The sequence below is a fragment of the uncultured Rhodospira sp. genome, from assembly GCF_937138205.1.
GTDB lineage: Bacteria > Pseudomonadota > Alphaproteobacteria > Rhodospirillales > Rhodospirillaceae > Rhodospira.
In genome coordinates this window covers 1-18,525 of sequence record NZ_CAKZOT010000103.1, presented here as the reverse complement: position 1 = coordinate 18,525, position 18,525 = coordinate 1, and the positions used below count along the sequence as shown (strand labels likewise).

Sequence of the window (18,525 nt, the reverse complement as noted above, 5' to 3'; positions counted from 1 at the left end):
CCATGACGTCCATGCCGCGCTTTCGCCTGCATCGCCCGACGTCGACCGCCGACGCCTTGGCCGCGCTGGCCGACGCGCCGGGAAGCCGTCCCCTGGCCGGCGGCACCGCCCTGCTGGTCAATATTCGTTATGGCCTGGAGGCGCCGCCGGCCCTGGTGGATCTGTCCGCCATTCCCGGCCTGGACGGCATCACGGTGGACGAGGACACCGGCGCGCTGGTGCTGGGGGCCTCCGTCACCCTGGCGCGGCTGGCCGCTGATCCCCTGGTCCTGGACGGCTGGCCGGTGCTGGCCCGCGCCGCCGCCTGCGTGGCCGGGCCGACGCATCGTGAAGCCGCCACCGTGGCCGGCAACCTGTGTCAGGACACCCGGTGCGTGTTCGTGAACCAAAGCGAATGGTGGCGCGCCGCCAACGGTTTCTGCATGAAGGCCGGCGGCGAGACGTGCCACGTTGTCCCCAAGAGCGACCGCTGCCACGCCGCCTATGCCGGGGATCTCGCTCCGGCGCTGCTGGTGCTCGGCGCGTCGGTGGAGGTGCTGGACGGTCACGGATCGCGCCGCCACCCGCTGCTTGATCTGTTCCGGGCCGATGGTCGCGCGCATCTGGCCCTGGCGCCCGGCGCCCTGGTCACCGCCGTCATCGTGCCGCCGATGCACGGGGCCGTGGCCGGGTACGCCAAGGTGCGCGTGCGGGAGTCCATCGACTTTCCCCTCGCCGGGGTCGCCGGCTTGGTGCGCCGCGACGGGGATCGAATGGCGGACGTGCGTATCGCCTTGACCGGGGTGGCATCGGCGCCGGTCCCCGTGCCCGGGCTGGACGGGCTGATCGGCCAGCCGTGGGCGGAGTTGGCGGCCGCAAACGTCTCCGAGGCCGTGGGCAAGGTGTGTATTCCGCTGCGCACCACTGCCGCCTCGCCCCGCTACCGCCGCGCCGTGGCCATGGGGTCGGCGGTGCGACTGCTGGGCGATCTGTGGTCCGAGGCGGGGTCGGAGGAATCGCCGGTATGACCGCGCCCGAGGAGGGGGACCGCCGAATGCAAACCGAAGGCGGCACGCTCGGGCCGCAGGCCACGCCCTTCGAGCATCGCATTCGGGTGCGCTGGGGTGACTGCGACCCGGCGGCCATCGCCTATACGCCGAACATTCCGGCCTGGGCGCTGGAGGCCATCGAGTCCTGGTGGAGCCACCACACGGACCATGACTGGTACCGCTTCAACATTGATCGCCGCATCGGGACGCCGTTCGTGCACATGCGGCTGGACTTCCGCGCCCCGATCACGCCGCGCCATCCCCTGGACTGCGCGGTGCGGATGACACGGCTGGGGCGGACGTCGGTGACTCATGAGGTCAGCGGATACCAGGACGGCGTCCTGTGTTTCACCGGCGAGTTCGTCGCCGTCTTCGTCGAGGCCGGCGCCATGACGCCGATCGGGCCGCCCGAGGATGTGGTCGATCGCATCCGGGCGACCATCGCGCCGCCCGCTGATTCGCCCTGAAGACTGGTGGCCGACGCCGAGTTCTCCTCCCGTCCCGGGGCCATTTGGGTGTATACTCGTGGGCATGGGCGACGCGGTTCCAGTCCGATGGGCGGCGCCGGGGCTGGGGGATCACGGGGCGGAGGGCGCATGACCGCGACGACCAACAAGGCCGGCGTCATCTCGCGCGACAGCCTGGAAGGCCTGTTCGATGCCTTGATCGCGCGGGACTATGTGCCTGTGGGGCCGACGGTGCGCGAGGGGGTCATCGTCCTTGACGAGCTGCGCGGCGTGGACGACCTGCCCGAGGGCTGGACCGAGGACCAGGACGCCGCGACCTACCGCCTGATGCGCCGCGCCGACGCCGCCCTGTTCGGGTTCAACAACGGCCAGCACGCGTGGAAGCCGTACCTTTTTCCGCCGAAAGCGAAGCTGTGGGAGGCGGAGAAAACACCCGACGGCGGGTTTTCCATGCGGGAGACTCCGGACGCGGCCAAGGCCTTCGCCTTCATCGGCGTGCGGCCCTGTGACCTGCACGCGATCCAGGTGCAGGACGCCGTGTTCATGGCCGAACAGAACACCGACCCGCTGTATGCGCGGCGCCGACGCAAGGCGTTCACCGTCGTGATCCAGTGTGGACAGGCGGCGAAGACGTGTTTCTGCACCTCGATGGACACCGGCCCGCGCGCCGATGGCGGGTTCGACCTCGCGTTGACCGAGATCCTGGACGCCGACAGGCATTCGTTCGTCGTTGAGGCGGGCAGCGCGGCGGGTGCGTCCGTGCTGGCCGAGATTCCGCATTCCGAGGCCCGGCCGGACGATCTCGCCGCCGCCGAGGCCTGCACGAAACGGGCCGTGGACCAGATGGGCCGCACGCTCGACACCACCGGCGTCAAGGACCTGCTCTACGGCAGTTATGAAAGCCGCCGCTGGGCCGATCTGGAGCGGCGGTGCCTCGCCTGTGGCAATTGCACGATGGTGTGCCCGACCTGTTTCTGCACGACGGTCGAGGACGTCACCGATCTGAGCGGGACCCATGCCGAACGCTGGCGGCACTGGGAGTCCTGCTACACCACCGACTTCTCCTACATCCACGGCGGCAGTGTGCGGCCGACGATTCGCTCCCGCTATCGGCAATGGCTGGTCCACAAGCTGGCCACCTGGCAGGACCAGTTCGGCACCTCCGGCTGTGTCGGGTGCGGCCGCTGTATCACCTGGTGCCCCGTTGGAATCGATCTGACCGAGGAAGTCCGTCTGATCCGGGATAGCGAACGCAAGAAGGACGCCGCCGATGGTCACGTTCAAGAACATCCACACGCTTCTGACTGAGAACCCGTTCTTCGACGGCCTGTCGGAGGATCAGTTCGAGACCTTGTCGGGCTGCGGCCGACTGATCCATTTCCGCGCGGGCGACTTCCTGCTGCGCGAGGGGGAGGAAGCCAACACCTTCTACCTGATCCGGGGCGGTGAGGTGGCGATCGAAAGCCACATGCCGGCGGGCGGGCCGCTGTCGATCGCTCGCGTCGGCGCGGGCGGCATCGCCGGATACTCCTGGCTGTTCCCGCCATATCGCAACGGCTTCGACACCCACGCCCTGACCGACGGCTCGGCCGTGGCGCTTGACGGCGCCTGCCTGCGCGGCAAGGCCGAGGCCGACCACGAACTGGGCTACCAACTCATGAAACGCTTCGCCCAGCTCATGCTGGAACGGTTGCAGGCGACGCGGCGGCAGATGCTGGACATCTACGCGAGCGGGAGGGCGACGTATGGCGCAGCCGGCTGAACAGCTTCCCCGGCCGATGCTTCCCACGCCCTTCCGGGTGCTGGAGACATGGGAGGAGATCCCCGGCTGCATGAGTCTGCGCGTGGAACCGGCGGGCACCGGGGACGCGGCGGGCGCCTGCGCCTTCGCGCCCGGCCAGTTCTATATGATCTATGTGTTCGGCCAGGGCGAGGTGCCGATCTCGATCAGCGGCGACCCCGCGCGGACGGGCGAGTTGACCTTCACCGTCATGGCCGTCGGCACGGTGACGGACGCGCTGTGCGCTGTTCAACCCGGTGGTATCATCGGCCTGCGCGGGCCGTTCGGCAGCGTGTGGCCGGTCGACGAGATCGAAGGCCGGGACGTGATTGTCATGGGCGGCGGGCTCGGCCTCGCGCCGCTGCGGCCGGCGGTCTACCACCTGCTGAACCACCGCGACCGCTACGGGGACCTGACCCTGCTCTACGGGGCGCGTCAGCCCCGGACCATCCTCTATACCGATCAGCTTGCCGGGTGGAGCGCCAACGATTCGATCGACATCAACGTGACAGTCGACAACGCCGGGCGCGACTGGACCGGCAAGGTCGGCGTCGTCACCGACTTCCTCAACTGGCGGCGCCTCGATCCGGATCGAACCTCGGCCTTGATCTGCGGGCCAGAGATCATGATGCGCTTTTCGGCCTATGCGCTGTTGGATCGCGGGGTCGCGGCGGAGAACATCCACATCTCGATGGAACGCAACATGAAGTGCGGGGTGCGGATGTGCGGGCGCTGTCAGTACGGGCCGTTCTTCGTCTGCGACGATGGACCGGTGTTCTCCTTCGACCGTGTCCAACACCTGTTCAGAATTCGCGAGGTGTGATGGCCGACAAACCCAAACTCGCCGTGTGGAAGTTCGCCTCGTGCGACGGCTGCCAGCTCACCTTGCTCGACTGCGAGGACGAGTTGCTGGCCGTCGCGGACGCGATCACCATCGCCAACTTCCCGGAGGCGAGCCGGGCCGTGCTGGACGGCCCCTACGACGTGTCGCTGGTCGAGGGATCGATCACCACCGCGCACGACCGCGAGCGCCTTGAGGCCGTGCGCGAGCAGTCCGGGCTGCTGATCGCCATCGGCGCCTGCGCCACGGCGGGCGGCATCCAGGCGTTGCGCAATTTCGCCGATGTCCGGGCGTTCACGGACATGGTCTACGCCCACCCCGAGTACATCAGCACCCTTGAAACCTCCACGCCCCTGTCGGCGCATGTGAGGGTCGACATGGAACTGCGCGGCTGCCCGATCAACAAGGCGCAGCTTCTGGAGGTGGTCAGCGCCCTGCTGAACGGGCGCAAGCCGAACGTCCCGCAGGGCAGCGTATGCATCGAATGCAAGATGCGCGGCACCCCGTGCATCATGGTGGCGCACGGCACGCCGTGCCTGGGGCCGGTGACCCATGCCGGGTGCGGCGCCATCTGCCCGGCCTACAATCGCGGCTGTTACGCCTGTTTCGGGCCGATGGAGCGGCCCAACACGGCCTCCCTCGCGCACCATCTGGGCGCACTCGGCGTGGCGGACGACGCCGTGCAACGCCTGTTCCGCACCTACAACGCCAGCGCGCCGGAGTTCCGGCGCGAAGGGGACCGCCATGGGGGAGGGGCGTGATGGGCAGCGATATGCCGGGCGGCGATGGTGCGCCGCGCACGATCAAGGTCGACTACCTCGCCCGTGTGGAGGGCGAGGGGGCGATGTCCATCCGCATTCGCGGCAACGCCCTTGAAGACGTGGCGCTGAAGATCTTCGAACCGCCGCGCTTTTTCGAGGGGCTGCTGCGCGGCCGCGCCTTCACCGAGGCGCCGGACATCACGGCGCGCATCTGCGGCATCTGCCCCGTCGCGTACCAGATGAGCGCCGTTCACGCCATGGAGGCGGCCTGCGGCGTGACGGTCGGCGGCGCTCTGCGGGATCTGCGGCGGCTGTTCTACTGCGGCGAATGGATCTCCAGTCACGCCCTGCACATCTACCTGCTGCACGCGCCGGACTTCCTGGGCTATCCGAGCGTGGTCGAACTGGCCAAAGACCACCCGGAGGCCGCCCAGCGCGGGCTTCAGCTCAAAAAGGCCGGCAACGAAATCATGAACCTGTTGGGCGGGCGGGAGATCCACCCCATCAACGTCCGCGTCGGCGGGTTCCATCGCGCGCCCGGGCGGGCGGACCTGTCGGCGTTGCGCGCAACCCTGCTGCGGGCGCGCGACCTGGCGTTCGAGACGGTGGCCTGGACCGGCACGCTCGACTTTCCAGCGTTCGAGCAGGACTACACATTCGTCTCCTTGCGGCACCCGGACGAATACCCGATGAACGAGGGGCGCGTGGTGTCCAACACGGGCCTCGATATCGACGTCGCGGCGTTCGAGGCGCATTTCGAGGAACGCCACGTCGAGCGTTCCAACGCCCTGCATTGCGTCATGATCCCGGACGGCGGCAGCTATCACGTCGGGCCGATGGCGCGCTATGCCAACAACTTCGACCGCCTGCCGCCGGAGGTCCGGGAGGCGGCGAGAGCGGCCGGGCTGGGACCCGTCTGCACCAACCCGTTCCGCAGCATCACCGTGCGCGCGGTCGAGACGCTGTATGCCGTGATCGAGGCGTTGCGCCTCATCGACGGTTATGCGCCGCCGGAGCGGTCGGCCATCGATGTTGTCCCCACGGCCGGCACCGGCCACGCCGCGACCGAGGCACCGCGCGGGCTGCTGTATCACCGCTACAGCCTCGACGACGCCGGGCTCATCACCGGGGCCAACATCGTGCCGCCGACCTCGCAAAACCAACCGATGATCGAGGATGATCTGCGCCGGCTGGTGCCGGACTGGATCGATAAGCCGGACGACGAGATCCAGTACATCTGCGAACAGGCGATCCGCAATTACGACCCGTGCATTTCCTGCGCGACGCATTTCCTGACCCTGCACATCGACCGCGCATGACTGGGGGGCGGACGCTGGTGATCGGGATCGGCAACCCGGATCGCGGCGATGACGCGTTCGGCCGGATCGTGGCGCGGGCGGTCGCCAAACGGGCGCCACCGGGTGTGGCGTGCCTCGAACATGATGGCGAACCGGCCGCGCTGATGGACGGCTGGCAAGGGGCGGCGCGGGTGGTGCTGATCGACGCGGTGCGGTCAGGGCGCGCGCCCGGCGAGATTGTTCGGTTCGACCTGTCGCGCCAGCCCCTGCCGGAGGACGTGGCGCCGTGTTCCACGCACGCGTTCGGCCTGGCCCAGGCCGTGGAGTTGGCCCGCGTGTTGGGCACGCTGCCGCCGTGGGTGCGGTTCATCGGCGTCGAGGGCGCGGTGTTCGACATCGGCGCGGACCTGTCGCCGCCGGTGCTGGCGGCCAAGGGCGCGGTCGTCGACGAGATTCTCGAGTCGCTTGGAGCGGGGCGGGAGGCCGGCGACGCGACCGTCTCCCGCTGATCGGCCCGGTCCGCCCGGCGGTCAGAACAAATGCCCGCTGCGACGCGCCTTGGCGCGCAGGTATCCCACGTTGTGGGCATTGGCCGGGAAGGTGTGGGGGACGCGCTCGACGACCTCAATGCGGTGCCGGGCCAGCGCCGCGACCTTGCGCGGATTGTTCGTCATCAGCCGGACCCGGGCGAAGCCGAGCTGACGCAGAATCTCGGCGGCCGGTGAATACAGCCGCTCGTCGTCGTCGAAACCGAGTTGCTCGTTGGCCTCGACGGTGTCCAGCCCGCCGTCCTGCAGGCAGTAGGCCCGCAGCTTGTTGACCAGGCCGATGCCGCGCCCTTCCTGGGCGAGGTACAACAGCACGCCGGCGCCCTCGGCGGCGATGGCGGCGATGGCCCCGCGCAGTTGCTCGCCACAGTCGCAGCGCAGAGACCCCAGCAGATCGCCGGTAAAGCATTCGGAGTGCAGACGGGCGAGAATCGGCGCCGCCGGGTCGGGCCGGCCGATGACGATGGCCAGATGCTCGATGCCGCCATCCACCGGGCGGAAGGCGACGATTCGCGTATCCTCGGCTCCGTCGAGCGGAACCCGCGCCTCGCCGACCGGCCGTAGCGCCCGCGCCGCCGCCTCGTGGTAGTCGAGGACGTCCTCCGCCGCCACCGCCACCAGATCACGGGAGCCCGCCCAGGCCTCGGCGTCCAGGGCCGGGCAGGGGCAGGGCGTCGCCACTGTGGCTGGCAACAGCCGGGCCAGCTTGGCCAAGGCGACGCTGGCGCCGGCGCCGCTGTCCACCGGCAAGGGCTCGACACTGGTGCCCGGGGGAACCGGCGCCGAGTCCCGCGCCTCCGGGTCGGCCAGCAACCGCAGGCGCTCGACCGTCAGGCCGCCGGGAATGACAAGCCGCACGGCACCCGGGCCGGGGGCGGACAGGTGCAGGACGGCCGCCCGCCGGGCCGTCACCAAAAGGGCGGGCGGCGCATCGCCAAGTGCCGAGACGCGAGCCAGGGCCTCGCCGTCCATGCCCTCGGCGCTCATGCAGACAACCGCGTCGCCGGGGCCGGTCACGACCACGGGCGCGCCGCGGCGGAGTTCGGCGACCGCGCGGCCGACCCGGTCCAGCGGGGACAGGGCGGTCGCGGGCGGCGTCGGCGTGCTGGGCGGCAGGGACTGCGGCATCATGAGGGTACCGATCCTTTGGCGGGAGACGTCCCCCTGGTCGGGGCGCGCGGAAAGGTCTATGACCAACGAACCGGGCTTGGCCCGCCTTGGCTCGTGTGCGGCCATGGGAACCGAGATATAAGACAAAGCCATGACGGAGACGCAAGCACGGGCTGGGACGCCGGCGGCGGGACGCAGGGTTCTGAGCGTGCTGCTGGTGGATGGGGCGGAGGCCCCGCGCCGGGCGCTGGCCGGTCAACTGGCGTCGAGCCTGACCGACGCGGAGGCCGAGGCACGGGTCGACGACATGGACTCGGTCGAGGCGGCGCTGGTCAACGGAGTTGACGGGGGGGTGCCGGCTTGGGACGTGGCGCTGGTGTCGGTCACCGACGCCGACGAGGGCCATGGCGTCGTCACGCGCCTGCGCGCCACCGTGCCCGGACTGCCGGTGCTGTTGATGATGCCGCAAGGCTCGCGGATGCGTGTCTGGCCACCGGGAGTGGCCAGCACCGACCGGCCGGCGCGGCTGGCGGCGATGGTATCGGCACTGCGGGCGGTGCTGGCCGTGAACCCGGCCGGGCCGGACCGGGACCAGGGACAGACTGGCCGCTTCTTGCTCGGCCCGTATCTGTGCGATCCGGGCGGGCGGACCCTGGTCGAACGCGCCAGCGGCCGCGTCGTGGCGCTGACCGAGAAGGAGGCGGCCATCCTCGCCTGCCTGCGCGCCGCCGACGGACCGGTGGCCCGCGATGTCCTGCTGGCGCGGGTGTGGGGCTACGGCGACGGCGTCAGTACCCACACCCTGGAAACCCACATCCATCGCCTGCGCCGCAAGATCGAGCCGGACCCGCGCCAGCCCAGCCTGCTGCGCACGGACGATGGTGGCTACAGCCTGGGCGGTTGAGGGGAAGACAAAGGGCTCACGCGCCCCCGTCGCCGGCCAGCACGCGCCCGATGATGATGGCGACGAACAACAGGGCGCCCATCCACCGGTTGGACTTGAACTTGGTCAGGCAGTCGTTCGAGTCGTTGATGTCCACCGTCACAACCTGCCACAGCAGGTGCCCGAACGGCAGCACCAGCCACAGGAAGAAAAGCCAGTTCAGCCCGGCCAGCGCCCCAGCGACCGCCACCAAGCCGATGAACACGGTGCTGAACAGCAGCAGGGCCGGCTGGGTGTTGTGCCCCAGCGCCAGGGCCGAGGACTTCACGCCGACCAGCAGGTCGTCCTCCTTGTCCTGGTGGGCGTAGATGGTGTCGTAGTGCAGGGTCCAGAACCAGCAGCCGACGTACAGGGCGATCGGCGCCCAGTCCAAGTCGCCGCGCACCGCCGCCCAGCCCATCAGGGCGCCGTAGGTGAAGGTGATGCCCAGCCAGGCCTGCGGCCAATAGGTGATGCGCTTCATGAACGGATAGGCGAACACCAGCGGCAGGGAGATGACGCCCAGGATGATGGCGAACCAGTTCAGGGACAGCAGCACCGCCAGCCCGATCAGCAGCAGGATCACCAGGAAGATCTTGGCCTGCGCCGGTGAGACGGCGCCCGACGGGATCGGCCGCGCCGCCGTGCGGGCCACCTTGGCGTCCACATCCTTGTCGACGATGTCGTTATAGGTGCAGCCGGCGCCGCGCATGACAACCGAGCCGATCAGGAACAGCAGCAGCAGCACCGGGTCCGGCAGGTAGTATGTGGAGGCATCGGCGGCCATCGCCGTGCTCCACCAGCACGGCCACATCAGCAGCCACCAGCCGATCGGCCGGTCCAGCCGGATCAGTTTCGCGTAGGGCAGCAACGGCGCCGGCACCAGCCGGTCCACCCAACTCTTCACGGGCATGTCGCCGATCAGGTCCGCGCTCTTGGCCATGGTTTTCTCGCCCCTCCGTTGCCGCTGCGATGCGCGCCCAGCCTGCCGGCGCGCCGCCGGAAACTTACGGGGATGATCCGCCCGGCTCAAGTGTCGGCTGTCGTGCGCGATGGGTATTCAGGTGCTGGGCGGGTCGGTGAACACAAGGTTGATGCGGCGGTTGTGTTTGCCCTTCTTCTCGATCTTGGTGACGGCGATGCCGCCGATCTCGCCGGTGCGCGCGACATGGGTGCCACCGCATGGCTGCAGGTCGATGCCGTCCACGGCGATCAGCCGCACGCGGCCGCTGCCCCGTGGCGGCTGCACCGACATGGTGCGGACCAGTTCGGGCTGGGCGTCCAGCTCGTCATCCGTGATCCAGCGCATGGAGACCGGCGCGTCGCGCCCGATCAGGTCGTTCAGGGCAGCGGTCAAATCGTCCTTGTCCACCGTCTTCTCGGGCAGGTCGAAGTCGAGCCGGCCCTTGCCGTCGCCGACACTGCCGCCGGTGACGCCGCCGGCCACCAGCGAACTCAACAGGTGCAGGCAGGTGTGCATCCGCATCAGGCGGTGGCGGCGGTCCCAGTCGATCTCCGCCGTCACGGTGGCCCCGGGGGCGGGCAGGGCCGCGCCCTCGGCCGGGACATGAAGGATCCCGGCGTCGCCGTCCGGGGCCTTGCGGGTATCGACGATCTCGATGGTGGTGCCGTCGGCCAGGCATAGCCGGCCCGTATCACCCGGCTGGCCGCCGCCCATGGGATAGAACACCGTGCGGTCGAGGCGGATTCCGTCGGGGGCGGCGGCAACCACCGTGGCGTCGCATGAGCGCTGGTACGAGTCGGCGCGGAACAACTCTTCGGTCATGGGGGCTCCATCCGGGTCCGGAGTCGACGAAAGCGGGGCAGGTGGCCCACGCTACCATCGCAGAGGATCAGGGTCACCCGCCGTCCGGCGGGTCGGCGCGGTGTCGCGCGCACTTGAGCAGCGGTGTTTCTCCTCGCCACGCGAGTCCGGTACGGTGATATGGTCGTCGTTCATGTTCGTGTGCCAAGGATTCCCCATCATGCGCCCAGGTTCGTCCATGCCGCCCGCCGTCGTTCTGCTCGGGGTCGCCGGTCTGCTGCCCTTCGCCGCCGGGACCGCCCTGGCGTGGATCGGGACCGGCGGAGCGGCGGGGGTTGGTGCCTATGCCGTGCAGACCTACGGCGCGGTGATCCTGTCCTTCCTGGGCGGGATCGTATGGGGCGTGGCGGCGGCGCAGAGCCATCGCCTGGACCGCGAGCACGCCGCCGAGCTGTTCGCCTTCAGTGTCGTGCCGCCGCTGCTCGGCTGGTCGGCGCTGTTTTTGCAAGGCACGCACGGATTCACGCTGCTCGCGCTGGCCTTCCTGGGGCAGCTCCTGCTGGACAAGCGCATGGGCGACCTGTCCCTGGTGCCGGCGTGGTGGATCGGCCTCCGTTTGGCGCTGACCACCGGGGCGGTGCTGTGCCTGGCGCTGACCGCCGTGGCCGGCGCGCTCACCTGAGGCGACGATCAGGCGGCGGCCGTCTTGGCTGGCCGGATGCGGTAGAACAGACTGTAGAACACCGGCACGGCCACCAGCGTCAGCACCGTGGCGAAGGCCAGGCCGCCCGAGATGGTCACCGCCATCGAGGCAAAGAACGGATCGGTCACCAGCGGCACCATGCCGAGGATGGTGGTGCCGGCCGCCAGTACCACGGGCCGTAATCGACTGACGCCGGCCTGGACGAGCGCGGCGAAGCGGTCGGACTGTTCCTCCAGTTGCAGGTCGATCTCCTCCACCAGCACGATGGCGTTCTTGATCAGCATTCCCGACAGGCTGAGGATGCCCAGCAGCGACATGAAGTCGAACGCCAGCCCGGTGCCGAGCAAGCCCACCGTCACGCCACAGATCGACATCGGCACCACCAGCCAGATGATGAGCGGCTCGCGAACCGTGGCGAACAGCAACACGGTGATCAGCACCATCACCAGGAACCCGACGGGAACCTGACTCATCAAGGCGCCCTGGGCCTCGGCGGTGTCCTCGATCTCGCCGCCCCATTCAAGGCTGTATCCGGGCGGCAGGGGAAGGCTTTCGATCTCGTCCTTGATGCGGGCGTGGACCTCGGCGGCGCTCTGCTCGCCGGCCGGGTCGCCCTGGACGTTCAGCGTGCGCACGCGGTTCTTGCGGCGGATGATGGTGTCCTCGGTCTCGACCGCGACGCCGTCCAGGATCTGGCCCACGGGCACGTAGCGGCTCTGGCCGTTGCTCCAGACCAGCCGGTCGTCGATGGCGGTCAGGTCGCCGCGTTCGTCGTCGGGGGCACGCATGACGATGGGAATGAACTCATCGCCCTGGCGGAACGTGGCGATCCGCAGGCCGTCGGAAAAGTACAAGAGGTTCTGGGCCAGGTCGTTGCGGCTGACGCCGGCGATACGGGCGCGGCTTTCGGCGAACTGCGGCCGCAGGACCTTCTCGCGCTGGCGCCAGTCGGTGCGGATATCGATGATGCCGCCGTCGGCGCGGAAGACGGCTTCCGCTTTCGCCGCCAGTGTCCGTAGCATGGTGGCGTCCGGGCCGGAGAAGCGAGCCTCCAGCTTGGCGCCGCCGCCGGGACCGAACACCAGCCGCCGGGTGAACACCTGGGCGCTGGGGAAACGCTCGGCCAGCGGCCCCCGGATTGTGTCGATCAACGCCGGGATGTCCTCGCGCGTGGTGGTGCGCACGATCATATGGCCGTAGGACGGATTGGCGGCCTCCGGCGAATAGGTCAGCATGAATCGCGTCGCACCCTGACCGATGAAGGTGCTGACGGTCTCGGTGGCCTCCTGGTCGAGAACGAACGCCTCCGCCTCTTTCATCAGCTCTTCGACGGCCAGAATGTCGGTGCCCTGGGGCATCCAGACGTCGACGTAGAACATCGGCGTGTCCGAGTAGGGGAAAAAGCCCTGCTTGACCGAACCGAACCCCACCACGCACGCGGCGGTCACGCCGACCAGCGCGAGCACCGTCAGCCAGCGATTTCGCAGGGCGGCCCGGAGCACACCCCGATACGCGCCGAACATCCGGCCCCCGTACGGATCGTCGGCCGCGTCGCCGTCGGCCGCCGCCTTGCCCTGCTTGAACAGGTACGACCCGAACAGCGGCGTGACCATCACCGCCAGCACCCAGCTCAGCAGCAGAGAAATGCCGATGACGGCGAACAGCGAGAACAGGAACTCGCCGGTGGCGTCGGGTGACAGGCCGATCCCCGAGAACGCCATGATGCCGATCACCGTGGCGCCCAGCAGGGGCCATTGCGTCTGGCGCGTGACGTCGCTGGCGGCGCGCAGGGCGCTCTTGCCCCGCCGCATTCCGATCAACATGCCCTCGGCCACGACGATGGCGTTGTCGACCAGCATCCCCATGGCGATGATCAGCGCGCCCAGCGAAATGCGCTCCAGTTCGATCCCGCCCAACCACATGAACAGCAACGTGCCGAACACGGTCAGGAACAGGATGCAGCCGACCACCACACCCGCGCGCCAGCCCATGAACACGCACAGCGAGGCCACCACGATCGACACCGAGACCAGCACGTTGACCAGGAAGCCGGCGACCGCCTCGTCGACCACGGTGGCCTGGTTGTAGATGGTGTGCAGCTCCACGCCCACCGGCAGGAACGGCGTCAGGGCGTTCAGCTTCGCCTGCACCGCCTTGCCGACCTCGACGACGTTGGTGTCGCCCACGGCGGCGATGGCCAAGGTCACCGCCGGTTCGCCGTTGTGGCGGATCAGCAGGTCGGGCCGCTCCTGTCGCCCGAGGCTGACCTCGGCGACATCGCGCAGGCGGATCATGGCCGTGCTGCCGGGCGCGCCCATCATCAGGTTCTCGACGGCGTCCACCGTGTCAAAGGCATCGTCGATGGTGATGCGCACCCGCTCGTCGCCGATGGTCACGACGCTGGTGGGCTGCACGGCGTTCTCGACGTCGAGCAGGGTGATGCCCGAGCTGATCGACACGCCCAAGCGCTTCAGCTTGTCCTGGGAGATCTCGATGTGGATTTCGGGCGACGGCTCTCCGGCGGTTTCCACCTTGGCCACGCCGGGCACGGTCAGCAGCTCCCGCCGCAGGGACTTGGCGATCTCGATGATCTCCAGGTCCGAATAGCCGGGGGCCGTCATGGCGTAGAACAACCCGAACACGTCGCCGTAGTCGTCGAACACGGCGGGCGTGCCGGCGTTGTCCGGCAGCGACGCGTGCGCGTCGCTCACTTTTTGGCGCAGTTCGTCCCACACCTGCGGCAGTTCGGCGCCGTCGTAGGTGTCCTGGATCTCGACGGTGATCTCGGACACGCCCGGTTTGGAGACCGAACGGATTTCCTTGAGCTGGGCCATTTGCTGGATGGCGGATTCGAGGGGCTCGGTGACCTCCTCCTCGACCTCGACGGCGGTGGCACCGGTGTAGGCGGTGATGACCTTCGCTTCCTTGATGGTGAAGGCCGGGTCTTCCAGGCGGCCCACGGACATCAGGCCGACCAGGCCGCCGATCAGGCAGATGAGAACGATCAGCCAGGTGTTGACCGGCTTTTCGATCGAGACGCGCGCGACATCCATGGGTCCGCCCTACTCCTTACCCAGGGGGCGGACACGCATCCCCTCGCGCAAGTGATGCACCCCGGCGGTCACCACCTTGTCGCCGGCCTTCAGTCCGGCGGCGATGAAGGCCAGATCGTTGGTCATGCGGGCGACCGTGACCGGGCGGCGGCTGACCGCGCCGTTGTCGCTCGTGACCACCCAGACGAAGAAGGAGTCCTCGGCGTCCGCGCCGTCGCCGTTTTCGGCGGTGGGTGTCGCGGGGACCAGCGCGCCCGGCGGCACGGTGACCGCGCCCTCGACGGTGTTGGCGCGCGGCAGCCGCGCCCGCATGGTCGCGGTCATGCCGGGCAGGATGCCGGCATCCTCGGGGCGCGGCATTCCGTACTCGACCCGGTAGGTCTGGGCGACGTCGTCCGCCTCGGTCGAGATCTCGCGAAACGCCAGCGGGAACACGCGATCGGCGAGGAACGGGAACACGGCCTCGACGGCCAGGGGATCATCCTGGGAATGCGTGGCGATCAGGTATTCGGGGATGTCGGCGGAGACGCGGATCTCGCTGACGTCCTGCAGGCGGACCACCGGCTGGCCGGCCTGGATGTTGGTGAACGATTCCACGAGGCGGCGGCTGACGATGGCGTCGAAGGGGGCCGACAGGGTCGTGTAGGCTAGGTCTTGCCGCGCCTTTTCCAGCGCCACCTCGGCCAGATCGAGGGCGTTGCGCGCATCGTCGTAGGCCTGCCGGGAGACGGCATTCTCGGCCACCAGCTGGCTCTTGCGCTCGAAGTCCTGCCGCGCCGACGTCAGGTTCACCTCGGCCTCGCGCACGTTGCGCTCGTACTGGGTCGGATCCAGTCGGGCGATCACCTCGCCCTCGGGAACCAGTTCGCCTTCCTTGACCGGCAGGTCCTGGAGCAGGCCCGGCACGCGAAAGGACAGGTCGACGACCTGCACCGCCTCGGTGCGCGCGGGGAAGGTGTGGACCTCCATGGCGTCGGCGGCTTTGGCTTCGGCGATGCGGGCGGGGCGGGCGATGTCCGGCTCGGCCATCACGATGCCGGGCATGAACCCGATCAGGACGGCAACGGCCACCAGGACCCATACCGGGACCGGCGGGTATTGGCGCGGGGTCATGGGCTGACGGTTCCTTGCGTGACGCGGGAAGGAAGGCCGCCCACCATAGGGAGAGACTCGGAAAATTGCGACTCCCGAGCCATGCGACAGGCGCGGACCCTGTTGCGCGCGGCGCAGGTCCGACCGCCTTTGTGTCACACGAGGAGGGTCACGCTAGGAACGAATGGGGTCGTGTCGGGTGTCGCGGCCTGTCCCGCCAGCATCGCGTCCACGGCGGTCAGGGTGCGGTCGGCGGCGGTGGTGTCGATGTCGGCCGCAAGCGGATCGTCCTCTTTGCGGCGCTGCGCCTCCTCAATGATCGCCTTCAGCCCGCTTCGCACGAGGCGGGCGTCGTTGACGAACGCTGCGTCCGCCCGGCGGTCGGCCGCCTCGGCGTTGCTCGCCGCGACGGCCGTGTCGATGGGGTCCGATCCGGCCGCGCCTGACCCCGCGTCCCGTTCGACCGAGGCACCGTCATCATTCGACGGAGTGGGCACGCTTGGGGGCGGCGCGCCGGTCGCCGAGGCCGCCTCGCTGGCGTCGCCGCCAGCGCTCACATACTCGCGGACCGCCGAGGCAAGCTGACGGGCCAGCCGAGCGGCCTCGCGCGCGGCAGCCTCCGGGTCGTTGGCGGCCAGCATCCGCAAAGCTTGGAGTTGGGCCTTCAGGCGTTCGAGCTTTTGGCGGGCGGCCTCCTTGCGCGCCTCCCGCATTTCCTGTTCGGCGGCTTCAAGGCGGCCGATGGCATCTTCCGACAACGCGAGATCATCCTCCATGGCTTTGGCCTGGGAGGGATCGTTCACGTCAACGATCGCGATCAGCGGATTCTCGTGGCTGTCCAACGATGTCTGCAGGCGTCTGGCCCTCTCGGACATCTGGGACGCCAATGCGGACGCGTCGGGGGCGGTGCCGTTCACAAGCATGGGATCCATCCTGGTCCACGGTTGCGGTGATGAACATTCTTGCTCAAACGGAACGATACCACCCTTGCCCGGTGCTGACCAGTGGTTTTGTGCAAAATGCCCTGCGGTTACGCCGCGCGCGCGCCCGCCGCCACCCCTTCCCGTATGGCGCGCATGTTGTCGCCGTAGACGGACGGATTGTCCACCGACCCGCCCTTGAACACGGCCGAGCCGGCCACCAGCACGTCCGCGCCGGCCTCTGTGACCATCGGTGCCGTCTTGGGCGTGATGCCGCCGTCCACCTGGATGTGGATCGGCCGGTCGCCGATCATCGCCCGCACGCGGCGCACCTTCTCCACCGCGCTGGGAATGAAGCTCTGCCCGCCGAAGCCGGGGTTCACACTCATCACCAGCACCAAGTCGATCCCGTCCAGCACGTGTTCGATCGCCGATTCATGCGTCGCCGGATTGAGCGCCACGCCGGCCTTGCAACCCAACGAACGGATCAACTGAAGGGAGCGGTCCAGGTGCGGCCCGGCCTCCGGGTGGATGGTCAGGACGTCGGCGCCGGCCTTGGCGAAGTCCTCCAGGTACGGGTCGGCCGGCGCGATCATCAGGTGCACGTCCATCACGGTTCTTACGTGCGGGCGGATGGCCTTGCACATGGCCGGACCAAAGGTGATGTTGGGGACGAAGTGGCCGTCCATGACATCCACGTGCACCCAGTCGCAGCCCTGGGCCTCGATGGCCCGGCACTCGGCGCCGAAGTTGGCGAAGTCGGCGGACAGGATCGACGGGGCGATCTTCAGCGAACGATCAAAGGTCATGGCAAGGACGTCCCTCTCGTGAAGTGGGGCGCGGGCCGGTGCCGCGAAGACTTATTTGGCGTTGGGGTCCGGTTCGGAGTCGGGCGCGCCTTGGAACACCCGGCTGGCGCGAATGTCGGGCGCGTCGATGGCCGACAGCGCGGCGGCGTCGAGCGGCCCGCTGGCGCTCTGGAACAGGCGGTTGGCCTGGCGCAGCCGGGCGCGATCGAGCGCGTTGCGGATGGACCGCGCATTCGCGAAATGGGGCTGCGTGCGGCGCAGGCCGACGTATTCGCGCAGGGCCGTCTCGGCCTCCGGCGTCAGGGTATAGTTCTGGTCCTTCAGCATCAGCCCGGCGATGTGGAACAGTTCTTCGTCGGTGTAGTCCGGGAAGTCGATATGGTGGGCGATGCGCGAGCGGAACCCCGGGTTGCTCTCAAAGAACTTGTCCATGCGGTCGCCGTAGCCGGCCAGGATCACCACGATGTCGTCACGCTGGTTCTCCATCACCTGCAACAGGATCTCGATGGCTTCCTGGCCGTAGTCGCGCTCGTTCTCGGGGCGGTACAGATAGTACGCCTCGTCGATGAACAGCACGCCGCCCATGGCCTTCTTGAGGATTTCCTTGGTCTTCGGCGCGGTGTGGCCGATGTACTGGCCCACTAGGTCGTCGCGGGTGACCGACACCAGATGCCCCTTGCGGATATACCCCAGGCGGTGCAGCAGGTCGGCCATGCGCAGCGCCACCGTGGTCTTACCGGTCCCCGGGTTGCCGGTGAAGCTCATGTGCAGGGTCGGCGTGTCGTGCGCCAGGCCGAGCCGCTTGCGGGCGCGTTCCACCAACAGCAACGCGGCGGTTTCGCGGATGCGCTGCTTGACCGGCGCCAGCCCGATGAGGGTCGCGTCCAGGTCCTCCAGAACCTCCTTGACGCCGGAGTTCTCGAACTCCTGCTGCAGGTCGACCGAGGTGGGGGTCTCTTCGCTGGCGTCCTGCATCGGGTGTCCTCTTGCCTAGATCATGGGGCTGCCGGCCCGCGGGCCAACAGGTCAAAGCCACGGAAACGATATGCCGCAGGGCCGGAGGGTGGGGAAGGCTGGGAGGGAGGAGCCTTCCCCACCCGGCCCGTCCGGTGCCAGAGACGGGCCGGCCCGCCGACGCCTGTCCCCGATGGGGCACGGGGGCAGGCGTAAGGTGGCGACAAAGAGAGGAGCCGTATAGGTCCTCAGCCGTTGCGGGCGCGCCGCGCGCGGTCCACCAGACGCTCGATCATCGGCGTCAGGATCAACTGCATCGCCAGGTCCAGCTTGCCGCCGGGGATGACGATGGAGTTGGCGCGCGACATCCAGCTATCGTGGAGCATCGACGTCAGGTACGAGAAGTCGATGCCGCGCGGGTTCTTGAAGCGGATCACCACCAGGGATTCGTCCGCCGTCGGGCTCCAGCGGGCG

At 68.8% G+C, this 18,525-nt stretch carries 18 protein-coding genes and 1 pseudogene; 10 read left to right on the top strand and 9 right to left on the bottom strand.

The window, feature by feature from the left end; all coding sequences use genetic code 11:
- Positions 1-2 precede the first annotated feature (2 nt).
- The 8 genes from hcrB to Q0309_RS14495 all read left to right on the top strand — a co-directional run bounded on the left by hcrB (position 3) and on the right by Q0309_RS14495 (position 6,684).
- Positions 3-1,007: a 4-hydroxybenzoyl-CoA reductase subunit beta gene (hcrB, locus tag Q0309_RS14530; protein WP_299442610.1), complete on the top strand. Its 1,005-nt coding sequence runs from the start codon at positions 3-5 to the stop codon at positions 1,005-1,007.
- A complete protein-coding gene (locus Q0309_RS14525) occupies positions 1,004-1,495 on the top strand; it encodes a thioesterase family protein (protein ID WP_299442607.1) in 492 nt (163 codons plus the stop codon). The genes hcrB and Q0309_RS14525 overlap by 4 nt, the downstream gene beginning before the upstream one ends.
- Positions 1,496-1,624: 129 nt before the next feature.
- Positions 1,625-2,803: a 4Fe-4S dicluster domain-containing protein gene (locus Q0309_RS14520; protein ID WP_299442604.1), complete on the top strand. Its 1,179-nt coding sequence runs from the start codon at positions 1,625-1,627 to the stop codon at positions 2,801-2,803.
- Positions 2,766-3,257, top strand: coding sequence for a Crp/Fnr family transcriptional regulator (locus Q0309_RS14515; RefSeq protein WP_299442601.1), 492 nt, complete (start codon positions 2,766-2,768; stop codon positions 3,255-3,257). The genes Q0309_RS14520 and Q0309_RS14515 overlap by 38 nt, the downstream gene beginning before the upstream one ends.
- Positions 3,241-4,098 (top strand): FAD/NAD(P)-binding protein, encoded by an 858-nt coding sequence (locus Q0309_RS14510; RefSeq protein WP_299442598.1) that lies wholly within the window; start codon positions 3,241-3,243, stop codon positions 4,096-4,098. The genes Q0309_RS14515 and Q0309_RS14510 overlap by 17 nt, the downstream gene beginning before the upstream one ends.
- Entirely contained in the window at positions 4,098-4,877 is a 780-nt protein-coding gene (locus Q0309_RS14505; protein ID WP_299442595.1) for an oxidoreductase, read from the top strand. Before Q0309_RS14510 ends, Q0309_RS14505 begins: the two co-directional genes overlap by 1 nt.
- Positions 4,877-6,196, top strand: coding sequence for a Ni/Fe hydrogenase subunit alpha (locus Q0309_RS14500; protein ID WP_299442592.1), 1,320 nt, complete (start codon positions 4,877-4,879; stop codon positions 6,194-6,196). Before Q0309_RS14505 ends, Q0309_RS14500 begins: the two co-directional genes overlap by 1 nt.
- Positions 6,193-6,684, top strand: a complete 492-nt coding sequence (locus tag Q0309_RS14495; protein ID WP_299442590.1) for a hydrogenase maturation protease — start codon at positions 6,193-6,195, stop codon at positions 6,682-6,684. Before Q0309_RS14500 ends, Q0309_RS14495 begins: the two co-directional genes overlap by 4 nt.
- A 21-nt stretch (positions 6,685-6,705) precedes the next feature.
- On the opposite strand, the gene ribA is transcribed toward Q0309_RS14495, so the two are convergent.
- Positions 6,706-7,851 (bottom strand): GTP cyclohydrolase II, encoded by a 1,146-nt coding sequence (ribA, locus tag Q0309_RS14490; RefSeq protein ID WP_299442804.1) that lies wholly within the window; start codon positions 7,849-7,851, stop codon positions 6,706-6,708.
- Between the two features lie 133 nt (positions 7,852-7,984).
- Between ribA and Q0309_RS14485 the strand changes: the two genes are divergently transcribed.
- Entirely contained in the window at positions 7,985-8,737 is a 753-nt protein-coding gene (locus Q0309_RS14485) for a winged helix-turn-helix domain-containing protein (protein WP_299442587.1), read from the top strand.
- A 16-nt stretch (positions 8,738-8,753) separates the two neighbouring features.
- Here the strand turns inward: Q0309_RS14485 and ubiA are convergent, their stop codons facing one another.
- Positions 8,754-9,698, bottom strand: coding sequence for a 4-hydroxybenzoate octaprenyltransferase (ubiA, locus tag Q0309_RS14480; RefSeq protein WP_299442584.1), 945 nt, complete (start codon positions 9,696-9,698; stop codon positions 8,754-8,756).
- Between the two features lie 117 nt (positions 9,699-9,815).
- Entirely contained in the window at positions 9,816-10,541 is a 726-nt protein-coding gene (locus Q0309_RS14475; RefSeq protein ID WP_299442581.1) for an alanyl-tRNA editing protein, read from the bottom strand.
- A gap of 199 nt (positions 10,542-10,740) precedes the next feature.
- Between Q0309_RS14475 and Q0309_RS14470 the strand changes: the two genes are divergently transcribed.
- Complete coding sequence (locus Q0309_RS14470) at positions 10,741-11,202, top strand: DUF3429 domain-containing protein (protein WP_299442578.1); 462 nt, start codon at positions 10,741-10,743, stop codon at positions 11,200-11,202.
- Positions 11,203-11,210: 8 nt separating this feature from the next.
- Here Q0309_RS14470 and Q0309_RS14465 read toward each other — a convergent pair whose 3' ends face one another.
- The 6 genes and pseudogenes from Q0309_RS14465 to Q0309_RS14440 all read right to left on the bottom strand — a co-directional run.
- Entirely contained in the window at positions 11,211-14,276 is a 3,066-nt protein-coding gene (locus Q0309_RS14465) for an efflux RND transporter permease subunit (protein ID WP_299442574.1), read from the bottom strand.
- Between the two features lie 9 nt (positions 14,277-14,285).
- Positions 14,286-15,389 carry an efflux RND transporter periplasmic adaptor subunit gene (locus Q0309_RS14460; RefSeq protein WP_299442571.1) on the bottom strand — a complete coding sequence of 368 codons (1,104 nt, stop codon included), beginning with the start codon at positions 15,387-15,389 and terminating at the stop codon, positions 14,286-14,288.
- 134 nt (positions 15,390-15,523) lie between these two features.
- Positions 15,524-16,291, bottom strand: coding sequence for a hypothetical protein (locus Q0309_RS14455; protein WP_299442568.1), 768 nt, complete (start codon positions 16,289-16,291; stop codon positions 15,524-15,526).
- A 107-nt stretch (positions 16,292-16,398) separates the two neighbouring features.
- Positions 16,399-17,097, bottom strand: a complete 699-nt coding sequence (gene rpe / locus Q0309_RS14450; protein ID WP_299442565.1) for a ribulose-phosphate 3-epimerase — start codon at positions 17,095-17,097, stop codon at positions 16,399-16,401.
- Positions 17,098-17,148: 51 nt separating this feature from the next.
- Positions 17,149-18,072: a CbbX protein gene (gene cbbX, locus Q0309_RS14445; protein ID WP_299442562.1), complete on the bottom strand. Its 924-nt coding sequence runs from the start codon at positions 18,070-18,072 to the stop codon at positions 17,149-17,151.
- Between the two features lie 227 nt (positions 18,073-18,299).
- Positions 18,300-18,525 (bottom strand): annotated as a pseudogene (locus tag Q0309_RS14440) (phosphoribulokinase); the annotation flags it as partial.

Coding starts and splice junctions, on each gene's coding strand:
- Q0309_RS14520 (WP_299442604.1), top strand. CDS start 1,625: ATGACCGCGACGACCAACAAGGCCGGCGTCATCTCGCGCGACAGCCTG.
- ribA (WP_299442804.1), bottom strand. CDS start 7,851: ATGCCGCAGTCCCTGCCGCCCAGCACGCCGACGCCGCCCGCGACCGCC.
- Q0309_RS14460 (WP_299442571.1), bottom strand. CDS start 15,389: ATGACCCCGCGCCAATACCCGCCGGTCCCGGTATGGGTCCTGGTGGCC.
- Q0309_RS14515 (WP_299442601.1), top strand. CDS start 2,766: ATGGTCACGTTCAAGAACATCCACACGCTTCTGACTGAGAACCCGTTC.
- cbbX (WP_299442562.1), bottom strand. CDS start 18,072: ATGCAGGACGCCAGCGAAGAGACCCCCACCTCGGTCGACCTGCAGCAG.
- Q0309_RS14485 (WP_299442587.1), top strand. CDS start 7,985: ATGACGGAGACGCAAGCACGGGCTGGGACGCCGGCGGCGGGACGCAGG.
- Q0309_RS14495 (WP_299442590.1), top strand. CDS start 6,193: ATGACTGGGGGGCGGACGCTGGTGATCGGGATCGGCAACCCGGATCGC.
- Q0309_RS14475 (WP_299442581.1), bottom strand. CDS start 10,541: ATGACCGAAGAGTTGTTCCGCGCCGACTCGTACCAGCGCTCATGCGAC.
- Q0309_RS14505 (WP_299442595.1), top strand. CDS start 4,098: ATGGCCGACAAACCCAAACTCGCCGTGTGGAAGTTCGCCTCGTGCGAC.
- Q0309_RS14500 (WP_299442592.1), top strand. CDS start 4,877: ATGGGCAGCGATATGCCGGGCGGCGATGGTGCGCCGCGCACGATCAAG.
- Q0309_RS14455 (WP_299442568.1), bottom strand. CDS start 16,291: ATGCTTGTGAACGGCACCGCCCCCGACGCGTCCGCATTGGCGTCCCAG.
- hcrB (WP_299442610.1), top strand. CDS start 3: ATGACGTCCATGCCGCGCTTTCGCCTGCATCGCCCGACGTCGACCGCC.
- ubiA (WP_299442584.1), bottom strand. CDS start 9,698: ATGGCCAAGAGCGCGGACCTGATCGGCGACATGCCCGTGAAGAGTTGG.
- Q0309_RS14470 (WP_299442578.1), top strand. CDS start 10,741: ATGCGCCCAGGTTCGTCCATGCCGCCCGCCGTCGTTCTGCTCGGGGTC.
- Q0309_RS14465 (WP_299442574.1), bottom strand. CDS start 14,276: ATGGATGTCGCGCGCGTCTCGATCGAAAAGCCGGTCAACACCTGGCTG.
- Q0309_RS14525 (WP_299442607.1), top strand. CDS start 1,004: ATGACCGCGCCCGAGGAGGGGGACCGCCGAATGCAAACCGAAGGCGGC.
- rpe (WP_299442565.1), bottom strand. CDS start 17,097: ATGACCTTTGATCGTTCGCTGAAGATCGCCCCGTCGATCCTGTCCGCC.
- Q0309_RS14510 (WP_299442598.1), top strand. CDS start 3,241: ATGGCGCAGCCGGCTGAACAGCTTCCCCGGCCGATGCTTCCCACGCCC.